This window comes from Streptomyces colwelliae (genome assembly GCF_048158785.1).
Lineage (GTDB): Bacteria > Actinomycetota > Actinomycetes > Streptomycetales > Streptomycetaceae > Streptomyces.
This window is the reverse complement of the sequence record NZ_JBLTJC010000200.1, coordinates 1-18846: the sequence shown is the minus strand read 5'-3', so window position 1 is coordinate 18846 and position 18846 is coordinate 1. Positions and strand designations below refer to the sequence as shown.

General features: G+C 70.6%; 13 protein-coding genes. 8 read left to right on the top strand and 5 right to left on the bottom strand.

All coding sequences use genetic code 11. From position 1 onward, the window contains the following. Positions 1 to 86 precede the first annotated feature (86 nt). On the top strand, positions 87 to 2621 hold the full coding sequence (locus ACNFOC_RS32955) for a discoidin domain-containing protein (RefSeq protein ID WP_416962704.1): 2535 nt from the start codon (positions 87 to 89) through the stop codon (positions 2619 to 2621). A 25-nt stretch (positions 2622 to 2646) separates the two neighbouring features. Here the strand turns inward: ACNFOC_RS32955 and ACNFOC_RS32950 are convergent, their stop codons facing one another. Continuing rightward, positions 2647 to 4929, bottom strand: a complete 2283-nt coding sequence (locus tag ACNFOC_RS32950) for a DEAD/DEAH box helicase (protein ID WP_416962701.1) — start codon at positions 4927 to 4929, stop codon at positions 2647 to 2649. Positions 4930 to 5019: 90 nt separating this feature from the next. Beyond that, complete coding sequence (locus ACNFOC_RS32945) at positions 5020 to 5850, bottom strand: oxidoreductase (protein WP_416962703.1); 831 nt, start codon at positions 5848 to 5850, stop codon at positions 5020 to 5022. A gap of 102 nt (positions 5851 to 5952) precedes the next feature. Between ACNFOC_RS32945 and ACNFOC_RS32940 the strand changes: the two genes are divergently transcribed. Together ACNFOC_RS32940 and ACNFOC_RS32935 are read left to right on the top strand one after the other, a co-directional pair. Further along, a complete protein-coding gene (locus ACNFOC_RS32940; protein ID WP_416962700.1) occupies positions 5953 to 6855 on the top strand; it encodes a LysR family transcriptional regulator in 903 nt (300 codons plus the stop codon). 79 nt (positions 6856 to 6934) lie between these two features. Next, positions 6935 to 8545, top strand: a complete 1611-nt coding sequence (locus tag ACNFOC_RS32935; RefSeq protein WP_416962699.1) for a hypothetical protein — start codon at positions 6935 to 6937, stop codon at positions 8543 to 8545. Here the strand turns inward: ACNFOC_RS32935 and ACNFOC_RS32930 are convergent. Further along, on the bottom strand, positions 8507 to 10075 hold the full coding sequence (locus ACNFOC_RS32930; protein WP_416962698.1) for a sigma-70 family RNA polymerase sigma factor: 1569 nt from the start codon (positions 10073 to 10075) through the stop codon (positions 8507 to 8509). The genes ACNFOC_RS32935 and ACNFOC_RS32930 overlap by 39 nt on opposite strands. 207 nt (positions 10076 to 10282) lie before the next feature. Here ACNFOC_RS32930 and ACNFOC_RS32925 point away from each other — a divergent pair, with 207 nt between their 5' ends. The 5 genes from ACNFOC_RS32925 (at position 10283) to ACNFOC_RS32905 (ending at position 16774) form a co-directional block, all read left to right on the top strand. After that, positions 10283 to 10699: an SsgA family sporulation/cell division regulator gene (locus ACNFOC_RS32925; RefSeq protein ID WP_416962697.1), complete on the top strand. Its 417-nt coding sequence runs from the start codon at positions 10283 to 10285 to the stop codon at positions 10697 to 10699. Between the two features lie 68 nt (positions 10700 to 10767). Beyond that, positions 10768 to 12213, top strand: coding sequence for an NAD(P)/FAD-dependent oxidoreductase (locus ACNFOC_RS32920; RefSeq protein ID WP_416962696.1), 1446 nt, complete (start codon positions 10768 to 10770; stop codon positions 12211 to 12213). Positions 12214 to 12432: 219 nt separating this feature from the next. Beyond that, a complete protein-coding gene (locus ACNFOC_RS32915) occupies positions 12433 to 12561 on the top strand; it encodes a DUF6408 family protein (protein WP_416962695.1) in 129 nt (42 codons plus the stop codon). 164 nt (positions 12562 to 12725) lie between these two features. Beyond that, positions 12726 to 14783 carry a DNA/RNA helicase domain-containing protein gene (locus ACNFOC_RS32910; RefSeq protein WP_416962694.1) on the top strand — a complete coding sequence of 686 codons (2058 nt, stop codon included), beginning with the start codon at positions 12726 to 12728 and terminating at the stop codon, positions 14781 to 14783. Between the two features lie 110 nt (positions 14784 to 14893). Beyond that, entirely contained in the window at positions 14894 to 16774 is a 1881-nt protein-coding gene (locus ACNFOC_RS32905; RefSeq protein WP_416962693.1) for a DNA/RNA helicase domain-containing protein, read from the top strand. Positions 16775 to 16866: 92 nt separating this feature from the next. On the opposite strand, the gene ACNFOC_RS32900 is transcribed toward ACNFOC_RS32905, so the two are convergent. Together ACNFOC_RS32900 and xynA are read right to left on the bottom strand one after the other, a co-directional pair. Continuing rightward, positions 16867 to 17859 carry a polysaccharide deacetylase family protein gene (locus ACNFOC_RS32900; RefSeq protein ID WP_416962692.1) on the bottom strand — a complete coding sequence of 331 codons (993 nt, stop codon included), beginning with the start codon at positions 17857 to 17859 and terminating at the stop codon, positions 16867 to 16869. Between the two features lie 38 nt (positions 17860 to 17897). Next, positions 17898 to 18833, bottom strand: a complete 936-nt coding sequence (xynA, locus tag ACNFOC_RS32895; protein ID WP_416962702.1) for an endo-1,4-beta-xylanase XynA — start codon at positions 18831 to 18833, stop codon at positions 17898 to 17900. Between the last annotated feature and the right edge of the window lie 13 nt (positions 18834 to 18846).

Below are 18846 nucleotides of genomic sequence, written 5' to 3'. Positions count from 1 at the left end.
GGCACATGGCCGCGGTGGACCTCACCACCCATCCCGGGCACCTCGCCCGGCGACTGCAGCAGGCGCACTATCTGCTGTGGAACACCATGGTCTCCGAGGAGACCACCTCCCCGCAGTTCGCGGTGCTGGCCGCCACCCGGATCGACCCGGCCGACACGTACCACCCGTACGTCGGCAACGGCTACCTCGGTACCCGCGTGCCGCCCGCCGGCGCGGGCTACGCCGCGTCCGGTGAGAAGACCGGCTGGCCGCTCTACACCCCGCGCTACGACGGCGCGTTCGTCTCCGGCCTCTACGCCCGTGGCCCCGCGAACACGGCCGGCCGCGAGGCCCTCGCCGCGCTCCCGAACTGGACCGGCCTCGACGTCACGGCGGGCGCCGAGACCTACGGCGGCAGCGACACCGGCCGGGTCACGCACTACCGCCAGACCCTCAACCTCCGCTGCGGGTACGTCCGTACGTCCCTGACCTGGACCACCACGGACGACCGCCGCACCGACCTCGTCTACGACGTCCTCGCCGCCCGCGACACCCCGCACACCGGCGCCGTACGCCTGCGCGTGACCCCGCACTGGGACGGCGAACTCACCCTCACCGACCGCCTCGACGGCCGCGGCGCCCGCCGTGTCACGCAGACCGACGGCGGCCGGGTCGGCGACCGCACGATCGGCGTGGCGTTCCGCACGGAGGGGACGGGTGTCGACGGTGCCGTCGCGTCCGTGCTGGATGCGCCCGGGCGGCGTGCCCAACAGCCCCGTAAACAGGGTGAGTTGAGTGCCAGTCAGTCCACCGTCCTTCCCGTCCGCTCCGGTCGTACCTTCACCGCCACCAAGTACGTCGGCGTCGACACCTCCCTCACCTCCCACGATCCCCGTTCCGCCGCCCAGGACGCCGCCGGGCGGGCCGCAGGACGCGGGTGGGATGCGCTGCTCGCCTCGCACACCGCCGCGTGGCGGGCGTTGTGGTCGTCCGACATCGAGGTTCCGGGGCATCCGGACCTCCAACTCTGGGCCCGTTCCGCCCAGTACGGGCTGTTGTCCGCGCTGCGCCCCGGTGCCCGGAACAGCATCGCGCCCGCCGGTCTGACCAGCGACAACTACGCCGGCATGGTCTTCTGGGACGCCGAGACCTGGATGTTCCCCTCGCTGCTCGCGACCCGTCCCGACCTCGCCCGCCCGGTGCTCGAATACCGCTACCGCACCCGCACGGCCGCCGCCGAGAACGCCGCGAAGACCGCGGTGAAGGGCCTGTTCTTCCCGTGGACGAGCGCGAGTCACGGCCGGCTGTGGAGCGAGTGCCAGAGCTGGCAGCCGCCGCACTGCGTCACCCAGAACCATCTCCAGGGCGACATCGCCCTCGCCGCCTGGCAGTACTACCTCGCCACCGGCGACCGCACCTGGCTCCGCACCCGCGGCTGGCCTCTCCTCAACGGCCTTGCCCAGTACTGGACTTCGCGGGCCACGAAGAACTCCGACGGCTCGTACTCCGTCAAGGAGGTCGCCGGACCCGACGAGTACAGCAACGGCGTCGACGACGGCGTCTACACCAACGCCGTCGCCGCCACCGCGCTGCGCGCCGCGACCGACGCGGCCCACGCCCTGGGCACCGACGCCCCCGCCGACTGGCTCACCGTCGCGAACCGCCTGCGCATCCCCTACGACCCGAAGCGCAGGATCTTCCTCCAGTACGACGGCTACGGCGGCTCCCAGATCAAGCAGGCCGACACCGTGCTGCTGATCTACCCGCTGGAGTGGCCCATGCCGGCCGGTGCCGCGGCCGCCACCCTCGACTACTACGCGCAGCGCACCGACCCGGACGGCCCCGCCATGACCGACGCCGTCCACGCGATCGACGCGGCGGCGATCGGCGAGCCGGGCTGTGCCGCGTACACCTTCCTGCGGCGGGCCTACCAGCCCTTCGCGCGCGGGCCGTTCGCCCTCTTCTCCGAGTCGCGCGGCGACAAGGCGGGCGCGTCCGACCCCCTCGCGGGCTCCCCCGCGCAGGACTTCCTCACCGGCAAGGGCGGCTTCCTCCAGGTCTTCACCCACGGCCTGACCGGACTGCGCCTGCGCCCCGACGCCCTCCACCTCGACCCGACCCTGCCGCCCCAACTCTCGCAGGGCGTACGCCTGTCGGGGCTCCGCTGGCGCGGTCGTACGTACGACATCGCCATCGGTCCGGAGACGACGACCGTACGGCTGCGGACGGGCGCGCCCTTCTCGCTGGACACTCCCGAGGGGCGCCGCACCCTCTCCGGCACGGTCACCCTCAGGACCCGGCGCCCGGACCTCACCCCCACCACCGACCTGGCCCGCTGCCGCCCGGCGACGGCGACCTCCTCGGAGTCCGGTCTCTACCCGGAGGCGGCCGTGGACGGCAGCCCCGCGACCGCCTGGTCCCCGGCCACCGACCGTGCCGCTCTCACCGTCGACCTGGGGCGGCCGGTGCGCGTCGGGACCGTCCGCCCCACGTGGACGAAGCAGCCGGAGTCGTACACGGTCGAGGTCTCGGCGGACGGGCACGCGTGGCACGCCCCGGACGGCACGGCCGCCCGGTACGTCCGCGTCACCGTGCGGGGCGGTGTGGGCGCCGCTCTCGCCGAACTCGACGTGCGCTCGTGACGGCCGAACGCCCCTGAGGGCACGGTCAGTTGGCCTCCGTGGCCAGTCGCCGCTGTTCCTCCTCCACGATGGTGCGGGCCAGCGTCGCGTCCGATATGTCGATCGCGTCCGGGGTGGCGTCCGCGAGGGCGCTGCGCCGGGCGAACCGGTCGAAGAGGCGGTCCTTGTTCTTGAGGATGGTCAGGAGCCGGTCGTCCACGCTGTCGGTGGCGAGCATGCGGTGCACCTGGACCGTGCGTATCTGGCCCATGCGGTGGACGCGGGCCACGGCCTGGTGCTCCACCGTCGGCTTGACCTGGGGTTCGCAGAGGATGACCAGGGAGGCGGCCTGGAGGTTGAGGCCGACTCCGCCCGCCTCGATCTGGGAGAGGAGTACGGCGTGGCCGGGGGCCTGGGTGAAGTCGTCGACCAGCTGCTGTCGGCGGGCGGCCGGGACGCTTCCGGAGATGGGCCCGAACACCCCCTTCTCCAGGGCCTGTTCCACGGCGGCGAGCACGTCCCGGAAGTAGGAGAAGACCACCACCTTCACGCCGTTGTCCGCGGCCTCGGTGACCAGCTCGCGCAGGCGTTGCAGTTTCGCGGACTTCTCGGCGTCGGCGTAGGCGGCCCGGCGCATCGCCATGAAGTTGCCGTCGCCGACCGCGCGGTCGTACGCCTCGCGGTCGGCGACGCCGAGTTCCACCCACTCGTCGACCTGGACCAGGGCGGGCAGTTCGGTGAGCACGTCCTCCTGGTTGCGGCGGAGATAGGCGGGGGCGACGGACTTGCGGAAGGCGTGCGGTCCGGCCGCCGCCGTGCCGTTGCGGACGGTCGGCAGCAGGTCGGGGCGGAGGTGGCGGACGAGGGTGCGGAACTCCTCGACGTGGTTCTCCATGGGCGTGCCGGTGAGGAACAGGACGCGGTCGCAGCGCTCGGTCCACAGGGCGACCGACTTGGTGCGGCGGGTGTCCGGGTTCTTCACGTAGTGGGCTTCGTCCACGACGAGCATGCCCGGGGTGGGGCCGGTCGGCGCCTTGTCCTTCTCGATCCTCACCTTGCTCTTCTCGGCCTTCACCTTGCTCTTCGGAGACTTGCTCTTCGGAGACATGGCCTTCGGAGACTTGGCTGCCGACGACTCGGCTTCCGGCGCGGGCAAGGTGTGCAGTGTGTCGAAGGTGGTGATCGCGACCCCGCCGCGCTCACTCCACTCCCCGTAGGCGTCGAGCCGGTCCGGCCCGTGCACGGGCAGCGCGCGCAGGGTGCTGCGGGCGCCGATCTCGCGCGTCCAGTTGATCAGCACGCTGGCCGGGCAGACCACCAGGAAGTGGCTGTGCCCCTCGGCCGCGAGATGGGCGAGTGCGGCGATGGCCTGGACGGTCTTGCCGAGCCCCATCTCATCCCCGAGGACGACCCGGCGTTGGGCGAGAGCGAACCGCGCCCCGAAGGACTGGTATCCGCGCAGCGAGACCCGGCGATGGGTGTCGTCCAGCGGCTGCGCGTGCACGCGCTCGGCCAGCTCCGACGGAAGGAAACCCTCGCTCGCCGCGAGGTCCGGCTGCTGCCCGTCGACCTCGGCGAGCTGGCTGTAGTACTCGGCGGAGCGCAGCTCGAAGTCGACCCACGCCTCGATGTCGGAGACCGGCGGGCGCAGCAGGTCGGTGGAGGCCTGGGCGATCAGCAGCCGTACGTCCTTGGCGGCCGCGTCGGCGACCAGCTCGCGCAGTTCGGCGACCGCGGCGAGCGCGCCGTCGCGCCTGCGCCGACCGGCGAGTGCCATCAGCAGCCTGCTGCTGGCGGGCCGGGCCACGGGCAGCAGCGCGCCGAGCCGCTCGTCGAGCCGGGTCGCGGCGTCCAGGGCGCGGCGCAGCTCGGGTCCGGCCTCGACGAGTCGTTGCAGGGCGATGACCAGGGCGGTGGTGCGCGGTTCCGGGTGATCGACGTCGATGCGGACGGAGACGGTCTCCGCGACGGCCCGCGCGATCTGCCGGGCCGCCGCGAGGGCCCGGTCGGCGGTCTGCTGTCCTACGCCGGGCAGCTGCCGCAGCTCGTACCGGCTCGCCTCGTGCACCGCGCGCACGGAGGTCAGTCCCGCCGCCTCCACGGCCCCGAGCCGCAGCCGCCCCTCGGTGACGTCCTTCAGGCGGGCGACGGGGATGGACTCCAGCTCCTGCGCGACGAGTTCGGCCCGCAGCGGCTCCAGCGCGGAGCGGACGGTGTCGAGGGCGCGGGTGTGGTCCTCACGCAGGGCGCGCGCCACGTCGTAGAGCCGCGTGCCCCGCGCACACAGCTCCCTGGCCCGCCGCCCGGCCCGCGGAAACTCGCCCTCCATGTCACCCCCCGCTCCCCATTCGTCCCGGTGTGCATCCATCGTGGCACGCGCCACTGACAACGGGAGCGGGCCCGACTTCTCAGCCCGCCCTCAGGCGTCGAACCCCGTGGCCCGGGTCCGCTTCTCCCAGGCCGCGATGTCACCGCGCACCTGGTCGAGGTGCCCGAGCACGGCGTCAACCGCGTCGTCACCCAGCGGCAGGTGCAGCGGGGTGGCCTCGGCGTCCAGGGCGGCGAGGATGAGGGCCGCCGCCTTCGCGGGGTCGCCGGGCTGGACGCCGTCACCGCCGTCGACGGCGCCGCGGGTCGCGCTCACCTTGGCGTACACACCGCTGTCGGCGCTGACCCCGGCCCGGCTCGTGTCGAACAGCGCGGTCCGGAAGGCGCCCGGCTCGACGATCAGCACCTTGATGCCGTACTCGGCGACCTCGTCCGCGAGCCCCTCGGACAGTCCTTCCAGGGCGAACTTCGTTCCGCTGTACGCCGAGAAGCCCGCGAAGGACATCTGCCCGCCCATGCTGCTCATCTGCACGATCGCCCCGGAGCGCCGCTCCCGCATGAACGGCAGCACCGCGCGCGTGAGGGCCGCCGGCCCGAAGACATGCAGGTCGAACAGGTCCCGCAACTCCCGCTCGGTGGTCTCCTCGAAGGCACCGACATGCGTACGGCCCGCGTTGTTGACGAGCACGTCGATCCGCCCGTGCCGCGCCACCACATCCCGTACGGCTGCCTCGGCGGCCCCGGTGTCGGTGACGTCCAGACGCAGCGTCTCCATCTGGTCGGGCCGGGCGGCGACGAGATCGTCCAGCCCCTCGGTCCGCCGGGCCGCACCCACGACCACGTCACCTGCGGCGAGCGCGGCCTCGGCGATCGCCCGCCCGAACCCGCTGCTCGCGCCGGTGACCAGCCACACCTTGTTCATGAAGACTCCAGGGTTCGCGGTGAGTTCACGTGCTTCCGTCACCAACCACCCTGCGGGGAAAGCCGGTTGCCCGTCCAAGACCCGCCCTGATAACCGTTGGCCATGACGACCGACGTCCACGTACGGGACCTGCGTTACTTCGTCGCGGTCGCCGAGGAGCTCCACTTCACGCGCGCGGCCGAGAGGCTGTACGTCTCGCAGCCCGCCCTCAGCAAGCAGATCCGGGCGCTGGAGAGGCAGTTGGGCGCCGAGTTGTTCCACCGCGACCGGCAGGGCGTCGCGCTCACCCCGGCGGGCGCGGCCCTACTGCCGTACGCCGAGCGGGTCCTGGCCGTCTGGGCGGAGGGCGCGTCCGCGCTGGCGGAGGTCGACGCGGCCGAACGCGGCACCCTGGTGGTCGGCATGAGCACCAGCCCCGGCCGGGGCGGCCTGCTGCCCGCGATCCGCTCGCGCTTCACGGCGGCGCGTCCGGAGGCCACCGTACGGCTGCGGCAGGTCAGTTGGGACGACCCGACGGCCGGTCTCGCGGACGGCGACGCGGACGTGGCGTTCGTCTGGCTGCCGCTGCCCGACGCGGAGCGTTACGGCTGGACGGTGGTCGCCGAGGAACCCCGCCTGGTCGCGCTTCCGGACTCGCATCCGCTGGCCGCCCGCGCCGAGGTCGACTTCGCGGACCTCGTCGACGAGCCGTTCCTCGCCCTGCCGCCCGACGCGGGCCCCCTGCGCGACCACTGGCTCGCCCTCGACGAACGAGGCGGCCAACTACCGCGCATCGGCGCGGAGATCGCGAGCACGGAGGAGACGTACGAGGCGCTGTCCGCCGGTCTGGGCGTCTGCCTGGTGGCCACGGGCAACGCCCGTCTGATCACCCTCGGCGGTGTCGTCACCCGCCCGGTGCACGGCGTTTCGCCGAGCCGTTACGCCCTCGCCTGGCGGCGCGAGAACGGTGTGCGGCCGCTGGTCCGGGCGTACGTGGAGGCCTGCCGCCTGGTGGCGGGGCGGTGATCGAACTCGCCCGCGACACAGCTACGATGAGCCGGTTTCGGGGGGTTGGGATTCAGGGTTCGGGGCTCGGAGGGGAACCATGTCCACAGGGGGAAGCTTGTCCGTACGACGGACAAGACGCACACCGCTCGCATCGCTCGCGTTCGTCGGTGTGGCCGCGCTCGCGGGGCCGTTGCTCGTGCCCGCCGCGTCCGCGCAGGCGGCGTCGGGCTCGTTGACCGTCACCACGCTGGGGCGGCACGGCGCGAAGGTGGCGACGACGGTGACCGTCGTCAACGCGTCGTCGGGTGAGACGCGAACCGTCAAGTCGGGCAAGCGGCTGAGCCTGCCGGCGGGCAGGTATCTCGCGATGACCGACATCTACGAGAGCGCCACCGACGGTCTGGGCACCGACACCATCGGCGCGCAGGTCGTGACGGTGTCGGGGGCCAAGTCCCTGACGCTGGACGCCCGTAAGGGCAAGACGGTCAAGGTGTCCCTCGACACCCCGGCCGATGTGACCGAGCCGGCCCGGATCAGCGCGCAGGTGTGCGCCGCCGGCACCGGCATGCCCTCCGCCTTCAGCGCGGGCGGCTGGAACTACGCCGGGTCCCTCTACGCCATCCCCAACTCCTCCAAGCTGCTCCAGTTCGGGTACCTGGCGCAGTGGTCGGGGAACGACAGCTATGTCGCGGTGAAGAACACGACCGGCATCCCGGCCGCGCCCGGAGGGGCGTTCAAGCGGTCGAAGCTGGCGACGATGCGCTTCTCCGTGCGCGGCGGGACGCAGATGGCGAACCAGCACGACGTCGCGCTCCAGGCCACGCCCAAGACCGACAACTGCACGACCGACCTGATGGCGCAGGTGCGCGACGACAACGCGCCCTACACCGCCACCGCCCATGTGACGCCCGGGAGTTGGCAGTCGCGCGACGACATCTTCGCGAACGACGGCGACCACATCGGCGGCGGTTTCCCGGCGGTGCGGACGCTGGCGGCGGGGCAGAGTTTCACCCAGTCCTTCGGGCGTGCCGTGTGGAGTCCGCTGCACTATCTGCCCCATGTCCGGCAGAAGTCCGTGGAGTTCATCCCGGACGCGCTGATCGGCGACCCCGACGTGGGCACGAGCGGCACCGACCCGACTAAGGAGACGGTGGTCCTGTACAAGGGGAGCACCACCGTCAAGAAACAGACCCTGACCAACTGGGGTGACGGCGACGCCGACTTCACCGCCCGCATCCACTCGGCCGGCACGTACCGGCTGACCGTGGACGCCCACCGCTACCGCCCGGGCATCACCTTCCCGTCCGGCATGCTGTCGTCGCGCGTCACCCTGGACTGGCGGTTCAAGGCCGACCCCGCCAAGTCGGTCGTCGCCCCCGTCTTCATGACCCGCTTCCTGCCCGCCGGTCTCGACAGCCGCAACCGGGCGAAGGCGAACAGCACCACCTCGGTCACGGTCGGTGCGGGCCGCGGATCCCAGGGCCCCGACGTCAAGTTCACCAAGTCGACGGTCAAGTCCCTGAAGGTCTGGGCGTCTTCGGACGGCGGCAAGACCTGGAAGGCCGCCTCCGTCACCCGCTCCGGCACGTCCTGGAAGGCCTCCGTGCACAACCCGGCCTCCGGCGCGGTCGCCTTGCGCTCCCAGGTGACCGACTCCGCCGGCGGCACGTCAGTGGAGACCGTCTACCGCGCCTACGCCATCGGCTGATCCACCCTGCTCTCCGCCCCGGTCCCCGTCCCGGCCTCCGGCTCCGCCCCCGTCCGCACAGGGCTGGTCGCCGGCCGGGGTGGACGGTTCGGGTGTGGGTGACGTCGAGGGTTCGGACGGGGTCGTGGGATCCGGGGTGGTGACGGGGTCCGGCTTCGGGTCATCGGTCTTGGGCGGCACGGGAGTTGGCTCCGTGGGCGTCGGGTCGACGGGCGTCGGGTCGGTGGGCGTGGGTTCCGTGACGACCGGCGGCTCGGGATCCGGCTTCGCGGTCACCGGCGGTGTGGGCGTCGGCTCCGGCTCCGGTTCCGTGGTCACCGGCGGAGCGGGAACCGGCTCGGTGGTCACCGGCGGCGGCTCAACAGGCGCCGTAGGAACCGGAGTTCCGCCGCCCCCTCCCACCGGTGTCACGCTCGACCTGCCTCCGGTGCCGCCAAGTACGGCCGGAGGCAGGTCACTTATGGACCCGTCCGCCGCAGGTGCCGTAGAACCACCGCGGTCGCCCTTTGTCTTCGAGGGCTTCCCCGTGCGCGGCTGGGAGGCCACCGGTGCCTGGGTGACCGGGACTTCGGCCACCGGGCCCTTCGCGACCGGGATCTCCGTGGCGTCGGTGCCGCCGAGGAGGACGCAGACCGCGACGGCGCCCGCCACGGCCGTACCGACGGCGGCCGCCATCTGCGTCTTGGAAGCGCCGACTGCCACGTGCCGTACGCCGTGCAGGAACCCGGCACCATGACCACCGGCGGCCGCGGCGGCGCCCGCGGAACCCGCTCCGAACGCGGCGAGCAGGAACTTGCCGGTGCCGCCGAGGACGAACACGAGCAGGGCCGGTGCGACGAGTGCGGGCAGCCGGTCGTTGGCGCGCATCAGGGCCGCGAGGCGGGCGCGGCAGTCGTCGCACGCGTCGACGTGGCCGAGGAGCCGTTCGGACTGCCGCTCGGTGGCGCCGCCGCGCACGTACGCGGGCATACGGGCCCAGTGGACCTGGCACGCGGGATCGTCCGGGGCGCCGGTCTGCTCGCGCAGGAACGCCTGCCGCATGCCCTCGCGCGCACGGTGCAGCAGTACGGCCGTGGCGCCCTGCTTGGTGCCGAGCTGGGGGCCGATCGCGGCCAGCGGCAGGCCCTCCGCCTCGGCCAGCCACAGCGCCTTCACCCAGCGCTCGGGCAACTGCTCAAGTACCCGTACCAGCAGGTCGGTTGAGGACACCTGCTCGGCCGGGTCGCTCCCGTGGCCCTGGACGTGCACAGGGTCCGCGCCGGCCCGTTCGTCGGTCTGCGGATCGTGCGGTGTCTCGCGTGCGGCGCTCCCCGCGGCCGTGGCGAGGTGCTTCACCGTCGTCATGAGGTACGCCGGTACGTTCTCGATCTCGTGCCCGGCGGACAGCCTGCGCCACACCCTGAAGTGCGCCTCGGCGACGAGGTCTTCGGCGACCCAGGTGTTGCGGGTGAGCGAGCGTGCGTAGGCGACGAGGCGTGGCTGCTGCTCCTCGTAGATCCGGGCGTACGCGGCGGTGGGACCGTCGTTCATGGCAGCAACGCTCCAGTTGCCAGGGGGGCGGGGAAGGGTTTGTACCCTAGATGGCAAAACTTTCAATTAAAGTTGCAGTCGTTCCACAAGGTGATGCAGGTCACATGAATTGCCTTGCGTAACGGCGTAATCAAAGACCCCTCCGCGCGCTCAAGGAGGGTGAGTCGGCACAACCGGCCGCCGCCCCACCCGAATCGGAGACCGCCCATGCGCCACCTCACCCTGGAACAGCCCACCAGCGCCCGCCTGCTGGCCGACGACGACCAGGAGTTGGCCGTGACGGCCACCCTCCGCTACTCCTCCGGCGACCCCTTCGCCGTCCAACTCCTGTTCCCCGCCTGGATATCGCTCGACGGCAAGAAGGTGACGTGGACCTTCGCGCGGGCACTCCTGGAGGAGGGGCTCGCCACGCCCGCCGGGATGGGCAACGTGCACATCCGGCCATACGGCCCCGCCCACACGGCAGTTGAGTTCCACTCGCCGGAGGGCATAGCGATGATCCGCTTCGACACGGTCGCCCTGCACCACTTCCTGCGCCGCACGTACCGGGTGACCGAGCCGGGCCGGGAGGCGCTGGAGCCGTCCCTCGACCGGGGGCTCGCCTCGCTGCTCGACGGCGCGTGACGAGAGAGCCGGACAAGGGGAGCAACTGCCCTCTGTGGTGCGCCAATTGGGCTTGTTATCTTCCCCTCATGAGTGAATCGCCGCAGCGGCCGCCCCGGGTGTCCCGAATGCCCACCCGTGCCGTCGTCGTCGGCGGCAGTCTCGCCGGCATGCTCGCCGCAGCCGCCGTAAGGGACCATGTCGACTCCGTCGAGATCATCGAGGCGCACGACGTGCTCGAAGGGCCCGAGGCACGCCCGGGTGTTCCCCAAGCGGCGCATTTCCACGTCCTGTTGTCGGGTGGCGCGAACGCGATCGAGGACCTGCTGCCGGGCACGGTCAAGGAGTTGCTGGGCGCGGGCGCCAACCGGGTCCCCATGACGACGAACATGCTGATCCACTCGCCCGAGGGCTGGTACCGCCGCTGGGCACGGGACAGCCACTACCTGATCACCGCGAGCCGCGACCTCACGGACTCCGTCGTCCGCGGGCAGGTGTTGAAGGACCCGCGCGTCAGCGTGCGCCCGCACACCAAAGTCACCGCCCTGCTGGGGAGTTCGCGTCGCGTCACCGGAGTACGGCTGCGCGCGGCGGACGGCACCGAGACCGAGCTGACCGCGGACCTGGTCGTCGACGCCTCCGGAAAGGCGTCACGCACTCCGCGCTGGCTGGCCGAGTTGGGCATCCAGGGCCCGGCCCAGGACCGCATCGACTCCGGCATCGCGTACGCCAGCCGTATCTACCGCGCCCCGGTCCCCACCCACAACTGGCCCGTGATCAGCGTCCAGGCCGACCCCCGGAGCGGCGAACCCGGCCGCACGGGCGGCATCGTCCCGATCGAGGACGGCCGCTGGCACGTCAGCCTGATCGGCACCCCCGGCGCCCAACCCTCCCGTGAGGCAGCCGAGTTCGAGCCCTACGCCCGCACACTCCGCCACCCGATCGTCGCCGACCTCCTGGCCCACGCCGAGCCCCTCACCGACGTCGCCCTCACCCACAGCACGGTCAACCGCCGCCACTACTACGAGCGTCTGAAGTCCTGGCCCGAAGGCCTGGTCGCACTGGGCGACTCGGTCGCCGCGTTCAACCCGGTGTACGGCCACGGCATGTCGGTGGCGGCCCTCGGCGCAGTAGCCCTGCGCACCCAGCTCTCCTCCCACGGCCTCACCAACGGCCTCTCCCGCACGGCACAACGGGCCATCGCGCGCCCCGTCGAACTCGCCTGGAGCCTCGCCGTGAGCCAGGACATCCACTACAGCACGACGACGGGCAGGAACGCGGGCCCGGCCGACCGCCTCCTCCAGCGCTACGTCAGCCGCCTCTCCCACACCGCCACGGGCTCGTACCACGTGGCCACCGCGATGACGGAGGTCCTGACCCTCCAGTCCCCGGGCACGGCCCTCCTCCGGCCAAGCGTCCTCGCGGCGGCACTGATCGGCCCACTGCGACCACAGCTGAACGGGCCGACGTTCACGGCTGGGGAACGGGAGTTGCTGGCCGAGGCGGGGATCTCGTTGCCCGGGGTTGCCGGGTAGGGCGCCGGCCTGACGGCGTCTTCTGCGCTTTAACTCCTTGCTCCGGGCACCCGGACATGAGCTAGCGTTGTCCCGCACCGCGTGTCCTCCCGGAGGATGTACGCGACGTGACCTGCGGAGACGTAGGCCCCTTTGGTTCGGTGACGAAGCCCCTGGTGCGCTCCCGGCGGGAGCCATCCGGCATCCGTCACCGGTCACGACCGAAGGGGACGCATTCCAATGGCTGCCGTCGAGTACACGCCCAAGCACCGCACCTGGGTCCGTGATGTCCTGGTGGGCATCACGGCGAGCCTCGGCTCGAACCTGATGTGGGCGCTGGCGCAGGCTGTGGTGCACCACCTCGGCTGAGCCGGGGTGGCGGGGCGGGCCTCCGGGGCCCGCCCTCACTCCGCCGCGGCCCGGGTTAATCTACGGACTGTCATTGCGGCCCGACGGGCTTCCGCTTCGCTTCGGTGGAGCCACGAAGGACATGCCCCCACCCGCACGAGTCATCTCGTGCCTGGGGAACCTTCGTGCTTCTGCAACTGTCCGCCGACGAGCTCGGTCGACTCATCGTCGCTCAGGCCGGATCGGTGCGTCTTCCGCTCACCGAGCGACTGATCGAGAAGCACTGCGAGGTCAAGGGACGAAGGGCCACTTCCGGCGACATCGCCTCCTGGAACAACAGCATCCCCGTGGTGGTCAAGGCGCTGCTGGACAGTGGTCTCGGCGAGGTCGAGGTGCAGGTCGAGGTCGACCTGCCGCACACCAACTCCGCGGTCGACCTGGTGCTGTGCGGCCGGCAACCCGGCACGGGGGCGGACTCGTACCTCGCGGTCGAGCTGAAGCAGGTACGGCACGCCACTGTCGACCCCCGGTGTCCGATCGCCGTAGATCTCGGGTTCGGCGACACGAAGAACAAGCTGCATCCGGTGCGACAGGTCCAGCGCTATTGCGAGTACATGGTCCGCTACCTTCCCCACCTCCGGGAGAGCGCCGACCGGTTGACGGGGGTGGCGCTGCTCCACAACGCGCGGGACGCGGACGTGGAGGCACTGTTCGCTCTGCCCGAGAGCGACCACGGGTTTCTGTACACCCTCGACGACCTGGACCGGTTCCGGCGGGTCCTCACCTCGAAGTTCGCCCCCACGTCCGGGAAGCAGGCCGCGCTGGCACTGGACCAGGCCCGCAAGGACCCGCTGCTCAAGGTCACCGATGTGGCCCGGCAACGGTCCGTCGTCGGAGGCGGTCTCATACTCCTTGACGAGCAGTATCTCGCGTTCGACCTGATCACCCGCCACCTGGAGAAGACCGCGCCCTTCACCGGCTTCGACGTCGGGCTGTTCTACGACCCCGACACCGCCCACAGTCCTGCCCCCGCGTCAGGCGGCAAACGCGTTTACATCCTGCGGGGCGGTCCTGGCAGCGGTAAGAGCGCCGTGGCCCTCGAGTTGCAGCGGGCGCTGGGGCTCAAGGGCCGCGAGACGGTGCTGGCCAGCGGATCCCACGCGTACACGGAGACCCTGCGCGACATCATGATCGGTACGGCCCGCCAAGGACAGCTGACGGACAAGAGTCGCTCGGCCCTCAAGCTGTACCAGTACTTCAACAGCTTCGCCGACAGCCCGCCGGACGGCCTCGACGTCCTGATCTGCGACGAGGCGCACCGCATGCGGCGCAACTCGACGGACCGCTGGACGCCGAAGGAGCTCCGTGACGACGACCGGCCGCAGGCCACCGAGTTGATCAGGGCCGCCAAGGTACCGATCTTCCTGCTCGACGACCATCAGTCGATCCGCCCGGACGAGGTGGGCACGGCCGGCTATCTCAAGGAGTTGGCCGAGGACAGCGGTTGTGTGGTCGAAGTGACCGACCTGGAGGGAACGTTCCGGGCGGGCGGCAGCAAGCTGTACCAGCGCTGGGTCCAGCAGTTGCTGGGGTTCGACGACTCCGACCCGGTGGCCTGGCGACCGGACGGGCGGATGACGCTCGTGGTAGCCGACGGCCCCGAGCAGATGGAGCGGTTCATCCGGGAACGTGACCTCGAGGGAGCCACAGCGCGCATCACCGCGGGTTTCTGCTGGCCGTGGAGCAACCCGGACGGGAATCGGCTCGTCGACGACGTGGTCATCGGCGACTGGCGCCGACCGTGGAACGTGAAGCCGCAGCACAGCGTTCCGCACGCGCCGAAGTCGGATCTGTGGTCGACCGATCGCCGCGGCATCGACCAGATCGGCTGCGTCTACACGGCACAGACCTTCGAGTACGACTGGAACGCCGTCATCATCGGCCCCGACCTGCTGTTCCGGAACGGGAAGTTCACCGTGGCCCGGAGCGCTTCCAGCGACCCCGCCTTCCGCGGCCCGTTCGACGACGCGATCGTCGACCGGTGCATCCGTAACGCCTACCACGTGCTCCTCACCCGCGGTGTCGTCGGCACCGTGGTCTACGCGGTCGACCCGGAAACCCACAACGAACTGCGCAGGCTCATCCCGGGCACCATCGGCATGCAGCAGTACGACGGCGCCCAGCCGAAGCTCACCGCTGAAGGATCCCAGCTGCCACCCGACTACAGCAGACGTGACAGGTAGCCTTGATCCCGTCGTAACTGCGGCCCGCCGGGCTTCCGCTCCGCCTGACGGAGTCACCGAGGACATGCCCCCACCCGCACGAGTTCCTTCGTGCTGCCTGGGGGCATACCTTGCTGTTCCGCGACTCCGCCGCCGCGGTCGCCGCCGAGTGCCATTCCGGTGCTCTCTTCTTCCGCCTGACGGAGCAGTTCGCGCACGTGCACGGCCATAAGCCCAGTTCGTCCGAGGTCCGTTCGTGGGAGCGGAGCATCCCCGTACTCGCGAGCGCGCTCAACGACGCGGGGCTCGGGCAGGTGGAGATGCTCCTGGAGTACGGGCTGCCGCTGAACAGCAAGCGGGCCGATGCCGTGCTGGCCGGAGTGCACCCCGAGACCGGTCTGGCGTCGTACGTCGTCGTGGAGCTGAAGCAGTGGAGCAGCGCCGAACCGGATGACGAGGATCCGTCGCTGTGCCGCATCGACGCATACCCGCGGGCCGTGCTGAACCCCGTCGACCAGGTACGCGGCTACTGCGAGTACCTCGTCTCCTTCAACGGAGCGCTGGCCGAGAACCCGGAGAGCGTCAGCGGCGCCGCGTATCTGCACAATGCCACCCAGTTCGGCGTCAGCGGGCTCTTCGAAGCCGAGCAGGACCAGTACGGTCAGCTCTTCATCGGCGCGCGACGCGGGGAGTTCATCGACTTCCTGCGTTCGAGGCTGGGTGCCGAGTCCGGCGCTTCGGCCGCTGACGAACTCCTCGACGGGAAGATCGGTCCGTCCAAGCAGCTCATGGCCGTGGCCGCCCAAGAGGTGCGTGAACGCGAGCAGTTCGTGTTGCTGGATGAGCAACAGGTCGCGTACCGCACCGTCCTCAATGCCGTCCGCCGCGCCAAGCAGTCCGACCACAAGGAGGTCGTGATCGTCACCGGCGGGCCCGGTACCGGCAAGAGCGTCATCGCGCTGTCGCTCCTCGGTGAGTTGTACCGGCAGGGCATCACCGCGCTGCACGCGACGGGCTCCAGTTCGTTCACGACGACGATGCGCAAAGTCGCGGGCGCTCGAAAGCGCGAGGTGCAGGATCTCTTCAAGTACTTCAACAGCTTCATGGCCGCCGAGCGCAACAGCCTCGACGTCCTGATCTGCGACGAGGCCCACCGCATGCGGGAGACGTCGGCCAACCGCTACACCGCCGCGTCCAACCGCACCGGCAAAGCACAGGTCGAGGAGCTCATCGACGCGGCGCGCGTCCCGGTGTTCCTGCTGGACGAACATCAGGTCGTCCGGCCCGGCGAGATGGGCACGGTCCCGGAGATCGAGGCGGCCGCCGCGAAGAAGGGGCTCCGCTGTCACGTGGTACCGCTGGACAGCCAGTTCCGGTGCGGTGGCAGTGACGCGTATCTCCGTTGGGTGGTACGGCTGTTGGGGCTGGAGCCGGGTGGTCCTGTGGCGTGGGAGCCCGACGGCAGGATGCGGCTCATGCTCGCGGACAGCCCGGAGGAGATGGAGACCTTCCTCGACGACCGTCGCTCGCAGAAGTACAGCGCACGCATGTCCGCGGGCTACTGCTGGAAGTGGACCAAGAAGGTGCCGCCCGGGCAGGCGCTGCCGGCGGACGTCGTCATCGGGGAATGGGAACGGCCCTGGAACGTCTTCGGCGACCGGGCCGTCGGGGGCGCGCCTCCGGCCGCCCTGTGGGCAACCGATCCGGCCGGTTTCGGACAAGTGGGCTGCGTGTACACGGCGCAGGGCTTCGAGTACGACTGGAGTGGCGTCATCATCGGCCCCGACCTGGTGTGGCGCGACGACCGCTGGGTCACCGACCGTACGGCGTCCAAGGATCCGGTCTTCAAGAAGTCGACACCGGACGCGGACGTGGACCGGCTGATCCGCAACACGTACAAGGTGCTGCTGACACGGGGAATGATCGGCACGGTGGTGTACTCGACCGACGCGGAGACACGCGCAAGGTTGCGGGAGCTGATCAGCACGACCTCGAGTCTCGCGGCTGTGTGACTCCCTCACTCCACTGAGCCAGGGCGGCTGCGGCGCGGCAGCAGGGGCCGCCGCGCCGCAGGTATGGCATGGCGAAACAGGTCTCGCCGGAGTCAGGTCGCCGAACAAGAAACCGCAGGCCAGCTCCAGTTCCCGTTCGTCTGGATGGTGGCGCCCCAGCTGTTGCCGCTGCCGTTGGGTTTGGCGGTCAGTATCTGTGAACTGGGGTACGTGGCCGCGATGTTCCAGGTCGCGAGGACCTTCGCGGGGGACGGGACGTTCATCGTCACGGTCCAGGTGCTGGAGCCGCTCACCGTGACGTTGAGGTTGTAGCGGTCGCTCCACTGCTGACCGGCCGACAGGGTCGCCGTACAACTGCCGGTGTTCCCACCGCCGTTGCCGCCGCTGTCGGGGGCCACGGCGCGGCCCGTCGTCGGGGAGATCATTCCGGCGCAGAGGTTGCGGGCGGCCAGGCCCTGGGCGATGCGGGGGATCGCCGCGACCGTGTTGGCGGGCCAGTCGTGCATGAGGATGATCTGGCCGTTGGTGAGCCGGGCGGCCGCCTGGACGATCGCGTCGGTGCTCGCGCTGTTCCAGTCCTGCGAGTCGACGTCCCAAATGATCTCCCTCAGACCGTACTTGGCCTCTACGGCCTTCACGGTCGCGTTGGTCTCGCCGTACGGCGGGCGGAAGAGCTTGGGCGTGCCGCCGCCCGCGGCCGCTATGGCCTGCTGGGTCCGGGAGATCTCCGAGTCGATGGTCGCCTGGGTCTGCTGGGTGAGGTGCGGGTGGGTGTAGCTGTGGTTGCCGACCCACATACCGGCGTCGACCTGGGCCTTCACCTGTGCCGGGTACGCGGCCGCGTACTGGCCCTCGTTGAACATCGTGGCCCGAAGACCGTTCTGCTTCAGGGCGTTGAGCAGGGCCGGTGTGCTGCCGGACGGGCCGTCGTCGAAGGTGAGCCCGACGTACCCGCCGCAGGTGGCGGCCTGCGCCGGAGCCGCCGTGCCGACGGCGAGGGTGCCCGCGGCGGCCAGGGCGACGACGGCCAGCCTGGCGACCAGGGGCCGTAGGGAACGTAACGAGAAGTTCGGTGCGGATCTCATGTGAAGTGGTCCTCCAGCCTTGGGAGTTGGGGTGGCGGTCAGCTCGCCGTGCAGGAGACCGTGGGCCAGGTCCAGTTGCCGTTCGCCTGGATGGTGGCGCCCCAACTGTTGCCGGTGCCGTTGGGTTTGGCGGTCAGCACCTGCGAACTGGGGTAGGAGGCCGCGATGTTCCAGGTGGAGAGGACTTTCGCGGGGGACGGGACGTTCATCGTCACGGTCCAGTCGCTGGAGCCGGAGACCGAGACGTTGAGGTTGTAGCGGTCGCTCCACTGCTGGCCGGCCGACAGGGTCGCCGTGCAACCGCTGCTGCCGCCGCCCGAACTGGTGCCGCCCACCGTGATGTTGGAGTTGCCGCTGCTCTGGTAGCCCTCGGTCGCGAGGATCATGTAGTAGCTGAAGCTGCCCAGCGGCATTCCGGCGCGGGCCCAGGCGTCGAAGTGGTTGCCGGTGGTGATGGTGCCGCCGGTGCGCTTGGTCTGCCGGACGCTCCAGTACTGGTCGAAGGTCTTCGTGCCCTCCACCGAAGGGGCGTTGTAGCGCGTGGTCTTGTAGATGTCGTACGTGCCGCCGTCGCTGGTGACGGTGCCCATGTACGTGCCCGTGGGCCGGTAGGTGCCCCAGTTGTCGACGATGTAGTACTCGACGAGCGGGTTCGACGTCCAGCCGTACAGCGCCAGATAGGCGTTGCCGGACGGGTTGAAGGTCCCCGAGTACGTCACGCTGCGGCGACCGCCGGTGCTCCAGCCCTTGCCGGCGACGAAGTTGCCGGTGTTGCTCCACGTGGTGCTGTAGTTGCCGGCGGAGCCGAGGTTCATGGAGACCGACCCCTGGGTGTCGGTCCAGAACGAGTAGTAGTAGCCGTTGTTGGTGCCGGTCTGGTTCGTGGTGACGACCGTGTCGGCACTGGCGGTGCCGGGCAGGGTCATCGCGGCCAGGAACGCCAGCAGCAGGGTGCAGGCGCCACTGACGAACAGCCTGAAGGGGCGG

Coding starts and splice junctions, on each gene's coding strand:
- ACNFOC_RS32955 (WP_416962704.1), top strand. CDS start 87: ATGGTCTCCGAGGAGACCACCTCCCCGCAGTTCGCGGTGCTGGCCGCC.
- ACNFOC_RS32950 (WP_416962701.1), bottom strand. CDS start 4,929: ATGGAGGGCGAGTTTCCGCGGGCCGGGCGGCGGGCCAGGGAGCTGTGT.
- ACNFOC_RS32945 (WP_416962703.1), bottom strand. CDS start 5,850: ATGAACAAGGTGTGGCTGGTCACCGGCGCGAGCAGCGGGTTCGGGCGG.
- ACNFOC_RS32940 (WP_416962700.1), top strand. CDS start 5,953: ATGACGACCGACGTCCACGTACGGGACCTGCGTTACTTCGTCGCGGTC.
- ACNFOC_RS32935 (WP_416962699.1), top strand. CDS start 6,935: ATGTCCACAGGGGGAAGCTTGTCCGTACGACGGACAAGACGCACACCG.
- ACNFOC_RS32930 (WP_416962698.1), bottom strand. CDS start 10,075: ATGAACGACGGTCCCACCGCCGCGTACGCCCGGATCTACGAGGAGCAG.
- ACNFOC_RS32925 (WP_416962697.1), top strand. CDS start 10,283: ATGCGCCACCTCACCCTGGAACAGCCCACCAGCGCCCGCCTGCTGGCC.
- ACNFOC_RS32920 (WP_416962696.1), top strand. CDS start 10,768: ATGAGTGAATCGCCGCAGCGGCCGCCCCGGGTGTCCCGAATGCCCACC.
- ACNFOC_RS32915 (WP_416962695.1), top strand. CDS start 12,433: ATGGCTGCCGTCGAGTACACGCCCAAGCACCGCACCTGGGTCCGTGAT.
- ACNFOC_RS32900 (WP_416962692.1), bottom strand. CDS start 17,859: ATGAGATCCGCACCGAACTTCTCGTTACGTTCCCTACGGCCCCTGGTC.